This window comes from Aquiflexum balticum DSM 16537, from assembly GCF_900176595.1.
Taxonomy (GTDB): domain Bacteria; phylum Bacteroidota; class Bacteroidia; order Cytophagales; family Cyclobacteriaceae; genus Aquiflexum; species Aquiflexum balticum.
Genome location: NZ_LT838813.1, coordinates 3,212,284 through 3,231,827, shown reverse-complemented (window position 1 = coordinate 3,231,827; position 19,544 = coordinate 3,212,284). Strand labels below are relative to the sequence as shown.

The 19,544-nt window shown below is 38.1% G+C and carries 17 protein-coding genes; 3 read left to right on the top strand and 14 right to left on the bottom strand.

The genetic code is table 11. The annotated features are described in order from the left end of the window. The first annotated feature begins 34 nt into the window (after window positions 1-34). Window positions 35-1,144: a prolipoprotein diacylglyceryl transferase gene (locus B9A52_RS13715; RefSeq protein ID WP_084120999.1), complete on the top strand. Its 1,110-nt coding sequence runs from the start codon at window positions 35-37 to the stop codon at window positions 1,142-1,144. On the opposite strand, the gene yidD is transcribed toward B9A52_RS13715, so the two are convergent. Then, window positions 1,141-1,362, bottom strand: coding sequence for a membrane protein insertion efficiency factor YidD (gene yidD, locus B9A52_RS13710; RefSeq protein WP_084120998.1), 222 nt, complete (start codon window positions 1,360-1,362; stop codon window positions 1,141-1,143). The genes B9A52_RS13715 and yidD overlap by 4 nt on opposite strands. A 69-nt stretch (window positions 1,363-1,431) precedes the next feature. On the opposite strand from yidD, the gene B9A52_RS13705 reads away from it, so the two are divergent. Together B9A52_RS13705 and B9A52_RS13700 are read left to right on the top strand one after the other, a co-directional pair. After that, window positions 1,432-2,886: a POTRA domain-containing protein gene (locus tag B9A52_RS13705; protein WP_231955228.1), complete on the top strand. Its 1,455-nt coding sequence runs from the start codon at window positions 1,432-1,434 to the stop codon at window positions 2,884-2,886. A 439-nt stretch (window positions 2,887-3,325) separates the two neighbouring features. Next, window positions 3,326-4,654, top strand: coding sequence for an IS110 family RNA-guided transposase (locus tag B9A52_RS13700; protein WP_084119221.1), 1,329 nt, complete (start codon window positions 3,326-3,328; stop codon window positions 4,652-4,654). Between the two features lie 534 nt (window positions 4,655-5,188). Here the strand turns inward: B9A52_RS13700 and B9A52_RS13695 are convergent. The 13 genes from B9A52_RS13695 to B9A52_RS26355 all read right to left on the bottom strand — a co-directional run bounded on the left by B9A52_RS13695 (window position 5,189) and on the right by B9A52_RS26355 (window position 19,504). After that, window positions 5,189-5,911 carry a hypothetical protein gene (locus B9A52_RS13695; protein ID WP_157370158.1) on the bottom strand — a complete coding sequence of 241 codons (723 nt, stop codon included), beginning with the start codon at window positions 5,909-5,911 and terminating at the stop codon, window positions 5,189-5,191. A gap of 220 nt (window positions 5,912-6,131) precedes the next feature. Continuing rightward, window positions 6,132-7,352, bottom strand: a complete 1,221-nt coding sequence (gene ltrA / locus B9A52_RS13690; RefSeq protein WP_084119317.1) for a group II intron reverse transcriptase/maturase — start codon at window positions 7,350-7,352, stop codon at window positions 6,132-6,134. 365 nt (window positions 7,353-7,717) lie between these two features. Further along, window positions 7,718-7,849 (bottom strand): hypothetical protein, encoded by a 132-nt coding sequence (locus tag B9A52_RS26365; RefSeq protein ID WP_262483117.1) that lies wholly within the window; start codon window positions 7,847-7,849, stop codon window positions 7,718-7,720. A 188-nt stretch (window positions 7,850-8,037) separates the two neighbouring features. Then, window positions 8,038-9,045, bottom strand: coding sequence for an HNH endonuclease domain-containing protein (locus B9A52_RS13685; RefSeq protein WP_084120995.1), 1,008 nt, complete (start codon window positions 9,043-9,045; stop codon window positions 8,038-8,040). Continuing rightward, window positions 9,042-11,111, bottom strand: a complete 2,070-nt coding sequence (locus B9A52_RS13680) for an AAA family ATPase (RefSeq protein WP_084120994.1) — start codon at window positions 11,109-11,111, stop codon at window positions 9,042-9,044. Before B9A52_RS13680 ends, B9A52_RS13685 begins: the two co-directional genes overlap by 4 nt. Before the next feature lie 155 nt (window positions 11,112-11,266). After that, a complete protein-coding gene (locus B9A52_RS13675) occupies window positions 11,267-12,040 on the bottom strand; it encodes a hypothetical protein (protein WP_157370157.1) in 774 nt (257 codons plus the stop codon). 96 nt (window positions 12,041-12,136) lie between these two features. Next, window positions 12,137-12,601, bottom strand: a complete 465-nt coding sequence (locus B9A52_RS13670) for a hypothetical protein (protein WP_084120992.1) — start codon at window positions 12,599-12,601, stop codon at window positions 12,137-12,139. A gap of 139 nt (window positions 12,602-12,740) precedes the next feature. Beyond that, window positions 12,741-13,961, bottom strand: coding sequence for a group II intron reverse transcriptase/maturase (gene ltrA, locus B9A52_RS13665; protein ID WP_084119317.1), 1,221 nt, complete (start codon window positions 13,959-13,961; stop codon window positions 12,741-12,743). A 365-nt stretch (window positions 13,962-14,326) separates the two neighbouring features. Further along, the gene (locus B9A52_RS26360) at window positions 14,327-14,458 is read right to left on the bottom strand and encodes a hypothetical protein (protein WP_262483117.1); all 132 of its coding nucleotides are present in this window, start codon (window positions 14,456-14,458) and stop codon (window positions 14,327-14,329) included. A 200-nt stretch (window positions 14,459-14,658) separates the two neighbouring features. Further along, on the bottom strand, window positions 14,659-16,515 hold the full coding sequence (locus B9A52_RS13660) for an ATP-binding protein (RefSeq protein ID WP_084120991.1): 1,857 nt from the start codon (window positions 16,513-16,515) through the stop codon (window positions 14,659-14,661). 2 nt (window positions 16,516-16,517) lie between these two features. Then, window positions 16,518-17,636: an SIR2 family protein gene (locus tag B9A52_RS13655; protein WP_084120990.1), complete on the bottom strand. Its 1,119-nt coding sequence runs from the start codon at window positions 17,634-17,636 to the stop codon at window positions 16,518-16,520. 150 nt (window positions 17,637-17,786) lie between these two features. Further along, entirely contained in the window at window positions 17,787-19,007 is a 1,221-nt protein-coding gene (gene ltrA / locus B9A52_RS13650; RefSeq protein ID WP_084119317.1) for a group II intron reverse transcriptase/maturase, read from the bottom strand. A 365-nt stretch (window positions 19,008-19,372) separates the two neighbouring features. Then, the gene (locus B9A52_RS26355) at window positions 19,373-19,504 is read right to left on the bottom strand and encodes a hypothetical protein (protein WP_262483117.1); all 132 of its coding nucleotides are present in this window, start codon (window positions 19,502-19,504) and stop codon (window positions 19,373-19,375) included. Window positions 19,505-19,544 lie beyond the last annotated feature (40 nt).

The window sequence follows — 19,544 nt, the reverse complement described above, 5'->3', positions numbered from 1 at the left end:
GCTAATTTCACAACCTTGCTCAGTTAAATATAAAATGATGACAATTGAAAGTATATTGACTTATGTAGTCTGGAGCCCTCATCCAGCAGTATTTTCAGGTTTTGAGAGATTGAGATGGTACAGTTTGCTCTTCGCACTGGGCTTTATCATATCCCAACAAATCATGATCTATATCTACAAAAAGGAAGGACAAGATGAAAAACTGGTAGATAAACTGACCATTTATATGGTTTTAGCTACCATCATCGGTGCCCGGTTGGGACATGTGCTGTTTTACGAACCGGAAAAATACCTGAGCAATCCTATTGATATCCTGAAAGTCTGGGAAGGTGGCCTCGCAAGTCACGGGGCGGCCATAGCCATATTATTTGCCCTGTATCTGTATGCCAGAAAAATCCCTACCCAAACCTATCTTTGGGTGGTAGACAGGATTGTGATTGTGGTGGCCATGACCGGGGCAATGATCCGTGTAGGCAATTTAATGAACTCCGAGATCGGGGGTAAACCTACCGGAACGGACAGCGGCTTCGTGTTTGCACGGGATGCAGAAGAAATATTGGAAACATTAAGGATACCTGTATTATCCGTCGATGCTTACAAACCGGAAGACAGAAACTCCGAACTTAGCGGGAATGGAATTGTGCCCGTAAACTTTTCCATAAAAATCGAAAAAGGGGGATTCAGTGAAAGTGATTTGAGAACTGCTTTGGAAACAGACGTAAAATACGTGTTGACAAGATTCAAAAGCTCCCAAAAATACCTGTCCGAGGATCCGGAATCTCCTTTGAAAATGGATTTATCTGAACAGGGAGACCATTATCTGGCTACGGTTTATACCTATGGCGTGGCCCGGCACCCGACCCAGATTTATGAGGCGCTTTCCTATTTGATCATATTTATAATCCTTTATGCGATTTGGAACCGACATAAATCAAATATACCGGATGGTTTGCTTTTGGGATTTTTCCTTGTTTCGGTATTTGGAATGCGCTTTATCTGGGAATTTCTCAAGGAAAATCAAGTGGAGTTTGAAGAAGGATTGAGTCTTAATATGGGACAATCACTGAGTATTCCTTTGGTCATCGGTGGTTTGGTCCTGATGGTACTTGCGCTAAAAAAAGGGTTTAAAACGGAAAAACATTAAGGGACAGGGTCATGACCATGTCCCCCCCAAGGATTGCAACTTGCAATCCTTTTGATCCCCAACCAGCCACCTTTAAAAATCCCATGCTTTAAGATGGCCTCTTTCGTATATTGACTACAAGTTGGGCTATACCGGCATGATGAAGGAAATAGCGGTGATATCAAATATTGATAAAATAAAACAGGGAGAATGGCAATTTTACGAACGATGGTTTTCACGGATAATATTTCTGAAATAAAACATTTTCATCTGCTTAAGTTCCATTTTTATCTAATATCAAAAGTCAATTGAGACAATTTAAGATATATAGGTTTTCATGGATTTTAATATGCTTAGGTATATTACAGCTTCCCATTGCCTTTGCCCAAACTGTCGATACTCCCCTGGACAGTACGCAATTGGATGTACCGGAGAGGGTGATCATCAATAATATTTTTATTGTCGGGAATGAAAAAACAAGAAAAAACATCATTCTGAGAGAAATTGACCTTCAAACAGGACTGACCTATGATTGGGAAGACTTTTTGACAATGGTAGAGGCAGACCAGAAAAAAATATACAATCTGCAGTTATTCAACAATGTCGAAATCACCCCACTATTTACAGATAATGAAACGATAGATTTATTGGTTACCGTCACGGAACGTTGGTACATTATTCCAAATATCATTTTCAATCTTGCTGACAGAAATCTTGCAGAATGGTGGACCAACCAAAACAGGGATTTGTCCAGGGTAAATTACGGTGCCAGGCTGATGCATAATAATGTAGGGGGAAGGAATGAAAAACTCCGTGTAGGCGGGCAATTGGGTTTCACAAGATCCTTTGAATTGTTATACAGCAAGCCTTATATCGATAAAGGGCAAAGGCATGGTGTAAGTTTTCAGTTCACTTATTTTACCCAAAAAACCATTCCCGTAAAATCCCTCAATAACAGACAGATCTTCTATACCAATGAAAATGAGGATGTACTCAGAAGAAACCTCTCCTCCTTTTTGCGCTATACTTACAGGGGAAGTTATTACAATTTTCATTTTGTGACCATGGGCTATAACAATACTGAAATCCATCCTGATGTCTTTATCCAAAATCCCAACTATTTCCCGATAGACCAAACCTATTTGGACTATTTTGTCTTGGGCTATACCTTTAGGCATGACAAAAGGGACAATGTGCTATATGCCACTCAAGGTGAACTGCTTAATATTGGCATAACCAGTTATGGGATGTTCGGAAACCGTAACTTCCAGGACATAGAATTAAGTCTAAATGCCAATAAATACCTAAAATTCAACCAATATTTTCATTTTGCCACCGGGCTTTCCTTAAACTCATTTTTGGGAAATAGTCAGCCCTATACCTTGGTAAGAGGTATCGGTTACAACCCCAATTTCATCCGCGGATATGAATTGAATGTGGTGGAAGGTCAACAGATCGTGGTCCATAAAAACAGCCTGAGATTGAAACTGATCGATGTGGGCTATGATATAGGCAATTATGTGCCATTGGAGGAGTTCTCCTATTTTCCGATCAAACTCTATTTTAGTGCCAATTTTGACCATGGATTTGTCAATGACCGCAACAAACTCCCTGAAAATCTCCGACTGACCAATCAGTATCTTTTCGGATATGGCCTTGGGTTGGACCTGGTCACGCTTTACGACATGGTCTTCCGGTTTGAATATTCCCTGAACAATTCCAATGAAAGCGCTTTCTATTTTAATTTTAGGGCACCTTTTTAGGGGAGAGGCGAGAGGCGAGATGTTAGAAGCGAGATTTTAGAAGCGAGAAGCGAGATGTTAGAAGCGAGAGGTTAGAGGCGAGAGGTTAGAGACAAGAGACAAGAAATAAAGCTGGCTCTGAGTACCAATGACAATTTTGGAGATTTATACCTTTGAACTGTAAAATGCATTCAAGACTATAAAGAACTTTGCCTTGTCACCTCGAGTTTACAACATTTTTTCAGAAACATACGAAAAAGGAATGACATGGTAGTAAATTAGAGTAACCTTGAGCAGTATGGCCGTCCCATTGTATAGTGCCCCGTGCCTGTCCTCGAGTGTGGTCCTGTTTGATTGAGAACGAAATAGTGGTACAGCAATATGCTTGTCCGAATGGTAGCCTGCCTTTTACAGTTCTTCAAACAGGCTTAAGGCCAATATTTCTTTATCAGGTAGTTTTATGAAAAAGATCCATCAAAACACAGCTGGTATCGATATAGGCTCCAGGAGCATCTATGTCGACATCGAAGGAAAAGAAGTCGCGAGTTTTGAAACCTTTACTTCAGACTTCAGGAAAGCCGCAGTTTATCTAATAGAAGCAGGTGTCACTTCTGTTGCCATGGAAGCGACCGGCAGCTATTGGGTTATTCTCTATGATATCCTTACAGAGGCAGGACTTGATGTCTGGCTTGTTGACGGACGCCAGACCAAACAGGTCCCAGGCAGGAAAACCGATGTGAAAGACTGTCAGTGGATCAACCAACTCCACGCCCATGGACTGTTGAACAGGTGCTTTGTAGCTGAAGGTCTGATGAAAGAGCTCCGCTCTTACCAAAGGCTCAGAGAGGACCATATCCGGAGTATGTCCATGCATATAAACCATATGCAGAAAGCACTTATTGAAATGAATATCAGGCTTCCCGAGGTTCTCAGCCAGGTGCACGGTGCCAGCGGAACGGTGATGATAGAAGCCATCCTCCAAGGAGAAAGGGACCCCCAGAAACTACTTTCCCTGTGCCATCACAGTCTGATAAAGAAAAAGGGTGAGAAAATAGTAAAAGCTCTTGAAGGGTTTTATACCGAAGCAGGACTGTTTGCACTTAAACAGGCCTATGAGGCATACAGGTTTTACAAAGCCCAGATATCAGACTGTGATAAGAAGATCCAGGATACATTCAATAAGCAAAACATGGACCTGTACGAGTTCCCAAAAGGTATGAAGCGAAAACAGATCAGGCATAATAAACCCGATGTTTCGGATTTGGGAAAATACCTTCTGAAAATATTCGGTGGCAAGGATGCCACCAAGCTGTCCGGGTTCACCGATTATACATGGTTTCAAGTGTTGACCGAAACGGGTCCGGATCTTTCCAGATGGAAGACCGAAAAACACTTTACCAGCTGGTTGGGGCTATCCCCTGGCCAGCACCAATCGGGTAGAAAGAAAAAGAACAAGTCCAAAGGCAGACCGAAAGCCGGCCAGATATTCAGGGTAATTGCCCAAGGGCTATTGAACAGCAAGAAAATTGCACTCGGGGCATTCGGCAGAAGACTATGTGGAAGAAAAGGTCCGAGGGTAGCCATCAAGGCCATGGCAAGAAAACTTGCAGAGCAATATTGGAGGTTAATGGTAAAAGGATCTGATTTTGTAGAGTTCGGTATAAAATATTACGAGGAAATCATGCAAAAACAGAAAATGAAATTGATACAAAGGCTAGCAGTGGAACTGAACATGGATATTGTCCCACAAGAAATTGAAGAGAAAATCCTTAATTTACATGAAGAATGATTTTATGTCATTGGTACGTCAGGAGAGGTCTGAAACCCACTTTGATGTCATTTCTTTTCTGAATTTTTTTCAAAAGATTAGGAACTACCAATGACAGATTTGGAAATTGCCCCTCGGCAAGCTCGGGGAACGGAAATCCGGTTCTATAAGGGGGAGAGTGAAAGCGGCTGCGCCGCTTTTCACTCTCCCCCTCCCGACACCATAACCCCGGTGGCAGAGCTTGCCGAGGCCAAATTACGGTAACCTGATGTCATTTACCTATTCTGAACATTTTCAAAATGTTAAAAACTACCATTGACAGATTTTGAAATTGATGGTTAAGAACTGCAAATAGCATTGAAGACTAGAAAGAACCTTGCCTTGTCACCTCGATCCCGACAACAGTACGGGAGAGAGGTCTGCAGCCCGCTTTGATGTCATTTTCTTTCTGTAAATGCCAAATTTTAAAAACTACCTATGACATAAATGCAAAATACCCCCCGATACAGGTAGCTATCGGAACTAGGGGCAATTTCAAAATCTGTCATTGGTAACTTATACCGGCGGCATTTTTTCTTTGGTACCTTGGGTTATATCCAGGTATTTTTCAAAAAGTTTTGTAAACCCATAATCAAATTTGGGTTTGGTTTCGAAAACAATCACTCTCAAGTTTCCTATGTCTTTCCATTGGGCTGTTACTCTAAAGTCGGGATAGCGGATAGTCATCTGGAAGTCAATTGTTTCTACTGTGTCTGAAAAAGTAAAGGTACCTTCTTTCAGGTCTAACTGATAGTCAAAATCCGGATTGTTGCTGACAACTTTGTTGTCCATTATCAGGAAATCAAACTTCCGGTACAATGTTTCGCAATTTAAGATGTTGTCATTAAAGCAATATTTTACCACATAAGTTTCTGTCGGCAAGCTGAATTTATGATACAGTGCTGTTATTCGGAGATAATCCCTCTTGTCTATTGCCTCAAAAAGATCAACAGGTTCTAAATTTTCATAATCATGTACTACTTGCCTTGCGACCTGAAGTTGATTAATGGGAGAATTCTCCCCTTTCGGATAAAAAGAAGTCAAAATGACAAAGTCCAGCAAAAGAATCAATATTAACCAACCTGCCTTGTGGATTTTGACCTTTTCCCCAAATTTGTAATAAGCCCAAGCACTCAGTCCGCCAACCAAAAATATCAATGGATAATAGAAAAACATGACATAAAGGTCTTCGCCCATAGTGGATGGAAACAAAGCCAAAGTCAGTATGGGGATTGACACACAAATTAAAAAAATCAAAATTGCTAATGCCTTCTTTTCATTCATAGCGTGCCCTGTCATTTTTTTTTTGCTGCCTCATTATATTCAATTAATGAGCATTCCGGGATGAATAATCGGGTCAGGCAAGGGAATTTCACCCTCACCTTCCCACAGAACCGTGCGTGAGACTCTCACCTCACACGGCTCTTCATGTTTATAAGTCGCTTCGGTTCTAATTTACCTAAGGTTGAACCAATTTCCAATGCTCAAACAGGTTTGGGGTAGACTTGTATTGTTGCTTTAGCCATCTGACTGCCGCCCATTTGAAAAGTCCTTTCTCCCATTTCACCCACTTGAGTAACCGGTGGTTGAGTTGATTCCATATCTCACGTATGGATTCTCCTCTAAGCTTATGATAGTAATTGAGCAGTCCTCTGATGACAGGATTCAAACGATTGGCTACTTCCTTTATGGGTTTGCGCCATTTATGGATTTGCATTTCCCTGAATTTGCCGAGTATTGAAGTTCTGGACTTGATACTCACAAATGTTCCAGGTAGTAACATCCCCTTTCCTTTGATGGTCTGCATCGATGCCTTGATCGTGAATCCAAGAAAATCATACTTGCGGGGATACTTAGTATCTGACCAACCTCGTAGGTTCACAATCTTGGTCTTCTCAGGGTGCAACTCTAGGAAGCAGGTCTTCATCCGCTGACGTACTTGTCTTAACATGAATTGTGCTTGCTTCTCTGTCTTGCAGTGTATCACCACATCGTCTGCATACCGTTCAAATGGTTTCTCAGGATGATATTTCCGCATCCATTCATCAAAAGCTACATGCAGATAGAGATTCGCAAGTAATGGACTCACTACGCCTCCTTGAGGTGTGCCTGCTTTTGTCTCCTCGAAAACCCCATCTGCCATGATGCCTGCATTTAGCCATCTGGAGACGTACAAGGCTATCCATTCATCCTTACAGTAATATCTCAGTGCTTTCATCATCAGGCCATGGTTGATATTATCGAAGAACCCTTTGATATCAAGGTCGACCACAAAGTCATGCCCAAAACAATTTCGCTCTGATTGTTTCACTGCTTGGTGAGCATTACGGTTTGGTCTATAGCCAAATGAACTCTCGTGGAACAGTGGCTCAAGTTGTCTCTCCAAATACGCCCTTACTACTTGCTGTGCGATACGGTCTAGAAGGGTGGGGACACCCAATTTGCGAATACCTCCGTCCTTCTTGGGTATCTTCACTTGTTTGACTGGCAAAGGAAAATAGCTACCCGAGGTCAGTCGATTCCATAACTTATAGAGGTATGAGGATAGATCTTTATCCAAGTCCTCCCAACTCATTCGGTCTATGCCCGAACTTCCTTTGTTCGCTTTTACTTTCTTGTACGCTTGCCATACCATCAGTTTGGTAATTGGTTGCGATTTTGTCTCATAGTAGTCTGTCATCCCAATTATCTTGGTTGTAAACTGGTTTGAAACTAAACATGCCTGCTCCTTCACTCCATTCCCATTACAGAAATTTCATCGCTACTACGAGCAGGTCTGCCCCCTATGCTTCACCCAACCACAGGTGCAGGTTTCCTCTCTCGATTTGGCCTGACAGCATAGAGTTCACTTGTTCCTTGAAATGGCCTGTACTGCGTTCCTGCCAGCTTAACCCCGGATGCGATGTGGCCAGTATATCCGATCGTCCGCCACACTTTGTCATAGGTACAAACGTAACTACCTATTTTTCACATCGTAATTTGCCTTATCGAGGCTTCGTCACTGGTTCATTTTCATTCAGCTCCATCAGTACTCACCTACAGGGATCAATGTCCCCGTTTTTCCTTACCGCTCACCACATATTGGTTTCCCAGATATGCAGCGTAAGGTAGTTTGATAGCTGTTTCGGTAAACCGCCATCGGAGGGCCTCTCTATTGGTTACCCAATAGTCCTCCATCCATTTCAAAGCATTCAGCCTTAAGAGGGCTGATTCAAGTCACACACGTTTTGCAGCTACCCGAAGGTGGCGATTTCGAAGCACCTCACTGTCAGCCAAGCACAAACTTTGATAGAAGCACAAAGCTTGATTTAACCACTGAACCGCCACTTTTGGGTAGGTGCTGTTATGCCTTCGTTCTTTCTTCATCAAATTACACCTAATTGTCTTCCAATATCCTGTGCTAATTTTGCCATAGGTCGTTTATGGATTTCTTTTGGATTATCATAGTTACCTAAAATAAAACGATTGAAATTTGATGTATTTGGAAATAGTTTTGCGAAAGAATCAGAAAGACTATCCTTATAACTCTTGTTATATATCCTAGATTTCCAGATTATTTCTTCAACAATGTCTTTATGTTGACTGTATAATTCTGTAATATGAAATAATTTTTCGTGGTTTTCCTTTAGATTCAAGTCTTCACTATTAAATATAATAACCAACTCTGTTTCGTTCTGGGTAAGTAAATAACGAAGCATTGACCTTATATCTAGTGAAAACGAGAAGGGCTCAACTAAATTAAAATCGTCAACATACAGATTAAATAATGCTGTTCGGTTAAGTTTGCTCTTATTGCAATGTGAACAGCACAGTATGAGGTTAAAAAATGAGGTTGACAAAAATGGATATTTTGATTTTGGAAAATAATGATCTAATTCATATTTACCTGAAAGATTGCCATTAATTGCTTCCGTAGTGATTGAAAATTGAGCATTGCAATAAATGCAGGATTTAATCCCAATTTTATTTATATATTTTAGATACTCTTTGTCACGTACCGCATCATACCGCATTGCATCCAAAATCAACTCATATAATTGTTTTCTCTTAAATCTGGTGTTTCCAGCTGGTGGAGTAACTAGCTTGGATAATTCTTCTGGAGTTAAGTTGAAATTATCATCATTGTAATTTTGAAAATTATTTGGCTGGAGCGTAATTATCTCTGAATAATTATCAATTATTGTTCTCACATAATCCGCATACAATGGGAGGTTACAATCAATTCTAAGAAAATCTTCCAAGTCAATTAAATTGCCAGAAATCCCATCACTGTTAATAGGTTTATTAAAGTTAGCATTTCTCTTTTTAAAAAGATTGTTATGATAATCTTCTGCTAATTGTACAACATAAGGACTAATTAAGATTCTTCTCATTTTCCTTTTTGTAATAGTTCGATTTCTTTTCTTAATTCTTCAATTACAATATCTTTTTCATCTTGCTCATTAAATTTCTCATTGTATAAGCTTTGTAATTGTTTTTGAATAAGCGGCTCCCCAACGAATGAAATTGTTTCTTTTATGTTTTCCTTTTCATCAATTATTGATTGAAGAGGTTTATTTAGTTGTCCAATAACCTTTAATATTTTTTTTCGTGCATATTCGCCAATAAATCCGTTTTCTAAAAAGAAACTTTGATAAAGAATATCATTGATGTTTGCACCAAATGGATTCTTGAATTGTTCTTTACTTTGTAAAATTCCATTTTTGAGGTGCAATATATTACACATTGGAATGTCAGATAATACAAAAGGTGAATGAGTTGCAATTATAATATTAAATGAACAATGTGTATTTAGTTTGAGACGTTGTATTGTCCTTATCAAATTATCAATAAATAATCTTTGATATTCTGGATGAAAACATAGTTCAACTTCATCAAGTATTAAGTTTATACTACGATACCTAACTCGATTGCTCTGTTGTATTGATAAAATATTTTTGATGTGGTAAACAAAAGTACTCATAGTATAAATGAACTGCCTTTCGCCAGAACTCATTCTCTGGAATAATATAGGTACATTAGGTTTGTTATCTTCTCTTTTAGTCTTTTCTAATTTTATATTGAAACTAAAAAAAGGAGGAGGTAGATGTTCGGTAATATCGTCAAGTCCTTTTAGTGGCTTTTTTAAAGCCAAACTCTCAACATATTCATCATAGGAAAAATCAAAATTTAGGTGAGGTGGTGTTTGGAGGTTTTGGTGTGACCATTCAAGGTATTTTAGGGTTTGTCTAATTTTTAAAGTTATATGGGACTTGTGTTTTTTAATTTCTTTTACTAATGCTATCAAGTCTCTTTCGTCATCCTCATTCGCAACATCTTCAAATTTGCTAACATTATCGAATCTATCAAAATTACTGAAACTAGGATATTTAGACGCAATACTAAGTGTTTTGTAAACTAAATAGATATGAGAAACAATATGCGGTTCAATTTCTGATGGTTTAGATCTCAATCCATATTCTCTTAATATTATAGATGTAAAACTTCTCTTGTCTAAGTTTAAAAATTTATAAATAAGATCCTCTAAATTTATATTCTTATTTTTTCCGTAATTAAACTTTGATAAAATTATTAAAGGCTCATATGTATAGTCAATACTGTGTAATTGATAGCCTTCAATAAACTCTCTTTTATTTTTTTTGGATTCTATCAGAATGGACGACAAACGGGAGTTAGTAAGTTGGTATTCTTTTCTTAAATCAATAGTGCCATTATACCTGTAAGGATTAAGTACTAATGGAGTTAAGTAACCATCGTTCTTATGAAATAAACTATTAATCCAAATTGCACTTGAGTCAATTCCACTTTTCTCATTAGACTGAAATCTAATAGATCGTTCTGTTTTGTAATCAAAATCAATAAATGATTGTAAGGAATAATTAGTTACAATTGAATAGAAAAACATTTTACCAATTTCAATTAGTTCTTCATTTTTAATATTCTCATAAAATATAAAATCTGAAAATTCAGATTTTTTGCTTCCAAATGAAATTTTGTAATCACCAAAGCTGAATCCAATAAACTCACCTCTACAAATTAGAGTGCCTAATGTGTTTCCTTTGACAAAATATAAATCTGCATACAACCCTTCAATATGATATATAACTTCTGCTGCACGTCTTTTCTGTTTTTTTACAAGATGAAACGTAAAGTTATTAATCATTCTATACATTAATTCCAGTATAGAACTCTTTCCACTTCCATTTTTACCAACAATAGCTTGAATGCTGATATTGCTTGCAAAAAAACTTTCTTCGGGTTTTCTAATTTCTTTAAGACTAACCTTTTCACCTTTTAACTCACACCATTCATTAAAAAAATAGTGTCCAGGTTCTACGTTTTTTCTTAGATGCGTGTCACATTCTCTATCAACATATAAACCCACAATTGAAAAATTCTGGTTTGTTTCTTTAATTGATTGTTTTGTGGGTTCTTTCATATTAGCTTACTTGCTTTTTTAGAATGAGGCATAACGTTTTGCGTGTATGAGAAGTAGCGGATTAAAAAGCACTTCACTTTCAGTTTAGTACTGACTTTTATTAAAAGTACTGACCTTTGATTTAGCACTGAACCCGCTATTTCTTATACACGCTGTTAGCCACTGGCTTTTTCTTTTTTACTTATTAGTTTCACGTATTCTTTCAAGTTAGTTTCATCATAAAATACTCTTTTATCGAAGCGTTCCATTATTCTATTTAGTCGATTAATATTTAGATTAGCTCTTTGCTTAATGTACCGTTTAACTTTCTTAACTTTTTCTTTTTTGACAGTCATAAAATCAAGTCTTATAAAGTATGATTCGTAAATGCTGTAAAGCGATAAACAATATAAATAAGGCAAAAACAAAATTGTAAGCAATATCGGTAAAATGAAAGAGTGTAATGTTCCTAATTTGAAAAAATCAGAATATCCATTAGCCATTTTATAGATTGAATATATTAATAGTGCGAAACCAAAAATCGCCATTAAATTCGTCAGTAATTTTGCCACTTGTGCATTCTTTGAATCTAATTCAGCAACCGCTTGTAACATTACAATAAAAATCAAAACGGGAAGTAAAATTAGTTCTGTTACTAAGCTGAAATTATAAAAGTTAATTACAAATTCCAGAATCGCAATCACTTTTATGGTATCTATAATAATTGCTTTAAAATAATTACTGTCTTTAGCTTTGTTTAGGCTAAAAACTAAAACAAAGCCAACCGAAAAAAGCCAAAAAATAGAATCTTTTATATCAGCTGAAGTCCAAAACCCTAATGATTTTAAAAGAGCGAATACTCCAAACAAGTAAATTCCTAAAGTTAAATAAATTGCAAGAAAATATTTGCCAAAAAGTAATTTTACAACATCAGCCAATGAATTTCTCATTGACTTTTGTGTTAGTACAAAAATCATAAAAATCCCAAGCCAAATTAATAATGAGATTTCTCTGTTGCTAAATATTTCTTGTAGTCTGCTCAAATATTAAAAATGTGTAAGTATTGATTTTATTACTTGATTTGCATTTCTGAAATTTTCTTCTTGTAGGTCAATCTGCATAAAGTTTTTTAATCCGTGAAAAAGATTATTTCGATATCTAAAAACTATAATTGAGAGTGCTAAAACTATATCGGAAGTTACATTGTCATTACTCAAAAGGACGTTTGCAACAAATTCTTTTCTATCTCCATTTCTAAAGTTCAGATGTTCAAATCGCCCATTAGTTGTTCCATTTTCCGTATATCTATTTTTAAAATATTGAAAATTTTCTTGAAAGTCAGCAATTTGAAATTCGATTGGATTTAGTCTTTGGTCTAAACGATTAACATTGCAATGATTTCCGCAAACCAAATTTTCGAAGATGTTCCAAAGTAGAGAAAAGTCTTTAATATTTGTTAGTTCTTCTTCGGTGAAGTTTGTTCCGTATTTTTCGTTTATCCATTCAATCATTATAGTTCGGATTTTTTTAAGCTTGTGGCTAATCGGGTCAGGCAAGGGAATTTCACCCTCACCTTCCCACAGAACCGTGCGTGAGACTCTCACCTCACACGGCTCTTCATGTTTATAAGTCGCTTCGGTTCTAATTTACCTAAGGTTGAACCAATTTCCAATGCTCAAACAGGTTTGGGGTAGACTTGTATTGTTGCTTTAGCCATCTGACTGCCGCCCATTTGAAAAGTCCTTTCTCCCATTTCACCCACTTGAGTAACCGGTGGTTGAGTTGATTCCATATCTCACGTATGGATTCTCCTCTAAGCTTATGATAGTAATTGAGCAGTCCTCTGATGACAGGATTCAAACGATTGGCTACTTCCTTTATGGGTTTGCGCCATTTATGGATTTGCATTTCCCTGAATTTGCCGAGTATTGAAGTTCTGGACTTGATACTCACAAATGTTCCAGGTAGTAACATCCCCTTTCCTTTGATGGTCTGCATCGATGCCTTGATCGTGAATCCAAGAAAATCATACTTGCGGGGATACTTAGTATCTGACCAACCTCGTAGGTTCACAATCTTGGTCTTCTCAGGGTGCAACTCTAGGAAGCAGGTCTTCATCCGCTGACGTACTTGTCTTAACATGAATTGTGCTTGCTTCTCTGTCTTGCAGTGTATCACCACATCGTCTGCATACCGTTCAAATGGTTTCTCAGGATGATATTTCCGCATCCATTCATCAAAAGCTACATGCAGATAGAGATTCGCAAGTAATGGACTCACTACGCCTCCTTGAGGTGTGCCTGCTTTTGTCTCCTCGAAAACCCCATCTGCCATGATGCCTGCATTTAGCCATCTGGAGACGTACAAGGCTATCCATTCATCCTTACAGTAATATCTCAGTGCTTTCATCATCAGGCCATGGTTGATATTATCGAAGAACCCTTTGATATCAAGGTCGACCACAAAGTCATGCCCAAAACAATTTCGCTCTGATTGTTTCACTGCTTGGTGAGCATTACGGTTTGGTCTATAGCCAAATGAACTCTCGTGGAACAGTGGCTCAAGTTGTCTCTCCAAATACGCCCTTACTACTTGCTGTGCGATACGGTCTAGAAGGGTGGGGACACCCAATTTGCGAATACCTCCGTCCTTCTTGGGTATCTTCACTTGTTTGACTGGCAAAGGAAAATAGCTACCCGAGGTCAGTCGATTCCATAACTTATAGAGGTATGAGGATAGATCTTTATCCAAGTCCTCCCAACTCATTCGGTCTATGCCCGAACTTCCTTTGTTCGCTTTTACTTTCTTGTACGCTTGCCATACCATCAGTTTGGTAATTGGTTGCGATTTTGTCTCATAGTAGTCTGTCATCCCAATTATCTTGGTTGTAAACTGGTTTGAAACTAAACATGCCTGCTCCTTCACTCCATTCCCATTACAGAAATTTCATCGCTACTACGAGCAGGTCTGCCCCCTATGCTTCACCCAACCACAGGTGCAGGTTTCCTCTCTCGATTTGGCCTGACAGCATAGAGTTCACTTGTTCCTTGAAATGGCCTGTACTGCGTTCCTGCCAGCTTAACCCCGGATGCGATGTGGCCAGTATATCCGATCGTCCGCCACACTTTGTCATAGGTACAAACGTAACTACCTATTTTTCACATCGTAATTTGCCTTATCGAGGCTTCGTCACTGGTTCATTTTCATTCAGCTCCATCAGTACTCACCTACGGGGATCAATGTCCCCGTTTTTCCTTACCGCTCACCACATATTGGTTTCCCAGATATGCAGCGTAAGGTAGTTTGATAGCTGTTTCGGTAAACCGCCATCGGAGGGCCTCTCTATTGGTTACCCAATAGTCCTCCATCCATTTCAAAGCATTCAGCCTTAAGAGGGCTGATTCAAGTCACACACGTGTCGCAGCTACACGCAGGTGGGGATTTTTAGCACTGAACTTCATTAGAATTACAGAACTTTGGTTTAGCACTTCACTTTCATAGAAGCACTCAACCCCCACTTGCGTGTAGGTGCTGTTGGCGGTTCGTGCTTCTCTCGGTTTATATTTTGTCAATCTTTCCAATTTGCTATCAGGCTTCTTGTCTTATTGTTTGGTTCGAATTCCTTGTCTATACTTCCTATGTCAATTACAACTGGAACTTGTGCCGAAAGTCCCGCAAGTATGCAAGTTCCTGTTGGTAATATTGGTAAATACTCAAATGACAGCTTGTCCAAATATGATATTGTTTTTTCAACCGCTATTATGTCATTGTTATTGATTAGTCTATGTAAAAAGTAGTTATGTAGCTGTGAGATAATAGTTGGTGAAATGTCAGAAGGTCTTTGACTTGCTAACGTAAGGAAAACTCCAAACTTTCGTCCTTCTTTGATAATTTCTTCAAAAGTTTCTAGTCTGTAGTCTTTCCATTGCTCACTCTCTCTGTCTGAATCCCTAGATAGAATGTTGTGAGCTTCATCAATTATAATATTTAGATGTGCTGTTTCATCATTTTTTGATTTCTGCTCTTCATACAGTTGTTTACAAAGTAAAAGAGGCAAAATCTTACGCATATGAATATTTACATCTTTCAAAGAAACGATTGTGAAGTTTTTTGAAGTTGATATTTCATCTTTGGCTTCAATCACTTTTCTTATATCCGTAAAATTCTTGGCTAATCGTTTTATAAGAGGAGCTAAATGTTCAATATTGGCAAAACCTTTAATGATTTCATCATAGTATTGAAATATTATTTGAAGCTTGAGGACGTCCAAATCATTTAGGTCTGTTTGTGGCAATTCAAGATTTTCCAACTCAGTAGTAATTCTTTCATTCATTGCATCATCATAGTGCCTAATACCGTTCTCTGCAACAAACATGAATTGATAAGTGGTATTGTGATATTGAACTCTCTCTCTTATAATATCTCTAACTTCTAATAAATTAGAATTGGGTATTGAATAATGAAGTTCGGATAAAAATTCTACAATTATTTTAAGACCTAATTCTTTGTCGTTCTTTGCAATTCCTAAAAGAAACTCCTTAATGATAAGTTCTTTTAAGGTAGTTGGATTCTTAATTTTATCTGCCAAAAAACTATTGCTAATTGCTCGTCTTAGAAAAGGAGTTTGCGTTTTCTCCGTTGCTTCAAGAACTATAGCCCAAAAAGAGTGGTCGTATAAAGTATCTTTTGTAATAGGGTATTTCTGTCCACCATTAGTTTTTGTTGATAAACGATAAATGTTTTTGTAATCCTTTGGAATGATTACATTTTCTTGTTCAGTAACATACTCTCCATTAAAATCAAGTAAAAAGAAACTAGATTTCTGTTTAAACTTTTGATTGTCTTTGTAAATCTTAAACAATTCAAAGTAAAGTTTGGCTAAGGTGTAAGATTTACCGCTACCTGTATTTCCAAATATTCCAATGTGGCTTGCAAAAAGACTGTCAATCCCTACCGTGATTGTTTGGCCTTTTTCTAAAGTCAAAGAGCCTATTACCAAAGGTTCATCATGCTTTCTAATGAAATCATGTACTTGATTGAATTCTTCACGGTCAAGCAAATAGCATTCGTTATCAACTAGAGGCATTTCCTTAATACCCCTTTCAAATTCATTCTTATTGAAGAAGCCTAGCAAACTAATGCTCAAAGAGCGATTAATTTTTTCTTTACTGCTTGAATATTCTTTAGTCATTGCAACCTTGTCTTCAAAAGTAAACTCGCCTTCAACTTTTCCTATAATCTTAGTGAATCCCTTGATTATTTTGATATAACTACCAACTGAAACATTTTTAATAAGGTCGCCCTTGTATACCAAATGGGAGGAATTTTTGGCTTTATCAACAGATACACGAATAGAGCGTCCATCAACAGAAATGACTTTTCCTATCTTGAAAATTGAATCTTGAATGATGGCTTCATTTGTCATAATTAGTCGATTTTTTCGAGTATTGCTTTAATCACAGACTTATTGAATGTTTTAAAGTCATACTTTTCAGGGTCTTCTGGTTCAATTAGTTCAATATTATTGTATCGAATTGTGGCACTTCCTTTTTTAAGATTTGCTTCAATATCGCTTTTTGCATTACTATCGTAAGCAAATATTTTAATTGTCAAAGTTGGGTTGGAATTGGCGGCTCTTAAAATGATTTCTCGGATGTGTTCATCTGCCATTGAGAAACCAAAAACTATTAAGATTGTATTTTCCTTTTCAAGCTCGTTTGAGAATAGTCTCAAGAGTTCATAGTATTGCAAATTTAAAATTGTGTCTTGAAATTTTTCCTTAGTAGGATTAACTACCGCAAACTTGGAATACTCTTCAAGGTATGCCGTGTGGTTAGTAGATAAAGTCTTACTTACAACTTCAGTTGTAAAGTGACCTGATATTTCAGCTTTACTATCAAAGTCAATCAATTCCGATTCTACCAAATCATATTTTTCCTGAACTGTTGTAATGGCGTTTAAATTTGAAAAAATAACATTGTCTTTCTTTGTTTCCCAAGTTAAAGAACCATGAACTTTTAATAAGTTGAATACTGGTATTTCAGATGTATTGTCATAGTGAAGGCTTTTTTTAAAGAGTGATTTTTTAAAGTTTGTAAGATTAAAAATTGGATTAAACCGCCCATAGAATCCGTCATTATATTCAAGTTGGGTTACTTCAAGTGCCTTTTCAAAGAAAATGTCAATGTTTGTCGTAAAGAGGTTAACCTGTTTATTTAGAATTGTACTTTTTCGTTTTAATACAATTGTATTGAGGTCAATTAAAAAGTCCTTGTAGTTTTTTAGAGTTTCATCTCTGCCGATATCAGTAATACCATCGTCAATTATTTGTGGGTTCTTTTTTATTACCGTATTAAAGTATTTTCCCAAAATGGAAGCTCGAATTATAGTCTTTTGGTCATCACTTAATTTTCTATCTTTTTCTAAATCTGTCAATAGAACTTCAATATTCCCCAATGTAGAAAAGTATGGAACTGAAAGTCCCGAACCGAATAAGAAATTCAAGTTACAGTCCTGAATTGTGTTTTTTAATTTGTCAATTTCCATGTTTCACTTTTTATGTTCGGGTGTTTTTTAGCATGACCGCCAATCGGGTCAGGCAAGGGAATTTCACCCTCACCTTCCCACAGAACCGTGCGTGAGACTCTCACCTCACACGGCTCTTCATGTTTATAAGTCGCTTCGGTTCTAATTTACCTAAGGTTGAACCAATTTCCAATGCTCAAACAGGTTTGGGGTAGACTTGTATTGTTGCTTTAGCCATCTGACTGCCGCCCATTTGAAAAGTCCTTTCTCCCATTTCACCCACTTGAGTAACCGGTGGTTGAGTTGATTCCATATCTCACGTATGGATTCTCCTCTAAGCTTATGATAGTAATTGAGCAGTCCTCTGATGACAGGATTCAAACGATTGGCTACTTCCTTTATGGGTTTGCGCCATTTATGGATTTGCATTTCCCTGAATTTGCCGAGTATTGAAGTTCTGGACTTGATACTCACAAATGTTCCAGGTAGTAACATCCCCTTTCCTTTGATGGTCTGCATCGATGCCTTGATCGTGAATCCAAGAAAATCATACTTGCGGGGATACTTAGTATCTGACCAACCTCGTAGGTTCACAATCTTGGTCTTCTCAGGGTGCAACTCTAGGAAGCAGGTCTTCATCCGCTGACGTACTTGTCTTAACATGAATTGTGCTTGCTTCTCTGTCTTGCAGTGTATCACCACATCGTCTGCATACCGTTCAAATGGTTTCTCAGGATGATATTTCCGCATCCATTCATCAAAAGCTACATGCAGATAGAGATTCGCAAGTAATGGACTCACTACGCCTCCTTGAGGTGTGCCTGCTTTTGTCTCCTCGAAAACCCCATCTGCCATGATGCCTGCATTTAGCCATCTGGAGACGTACAAGGCTATCCATTCATCCTTACAGTAATATCTCAGTGCTTTCATCATCAGGCCATGGTTGATATTATCGAAGAACCCTTTGATATCAAGGTCGACCACAAAGTCATGCCCAAAACAATTTCGCTCTGATTGTTTCACTGCTTGGTGAGCATTACGGTTTGGTCTATAGCCAAATGAACTCTCGTGGAACAGTGGCTCAAGTTGTCTCTCCAAATACGCCCTTACTACTTGCTGTGCGATACGGTCTAGAAGGGTGGGGACACCCAATTTGCGAATACCTCCGTCCTTCTTGGGTATCTTCACTTGTTTGACTGGCAAAGGAAAATAGCTACCCGAGGTCAGTCGATTCCATAACTTATAGAGGTATGAGGATAGATCTTTATCCAAGTCCTCCCAACTCATTCGGTCTATGCCCGAACTTCCTTTGTTCGCTTTTACTTTCTTGTACGCTTGCCATACCATCAGTTTGGTAATTGGTTGCGATTTTGTCTCATAGTAGTCTGTCATCCCAATTATCTTGGTTGTAAACTGGTTTGAAACTAAACATGCCTGCTCCTTCACTCCATTCCCATTACAGAAATTTCATCGCTACTACGAGCAGGTCTGCCCCCTATGCTTCACCCAACCACAGGTGCAGGTTTCCTCTCTCGATTTGGCCTGACAGCATAGAGTTCACTTGTTCCTTGAAATGGCCTGTACTGCGTTCCTGCCAGCTTAACCCCGGATGCGATGTGGCCAGTATATCCGATCGTCCGCCACACTTTGTCATAGGTACAAACGTAACTACCTATTTTTCACATCGTAATTTGCCTTATCGAGGCTTCGTCACTGGTTCATTTTCATTCAGCTCCATCAGTACTCACCTACGGGGATCAATGTCCCCGTTTTTCCTTACCGCTCACCACATATTGGTTTCCCAGATATGCAGCGTAAGGTAGTTTGATAGCTGTTTCGGTAAACCGCCATCGGAGGGCCTCTCTATTGGTTACCCAATAGTCCTCCATCCATTTCAAAGCATTCAGCCTTAAGAGGGCTGATTCAAGT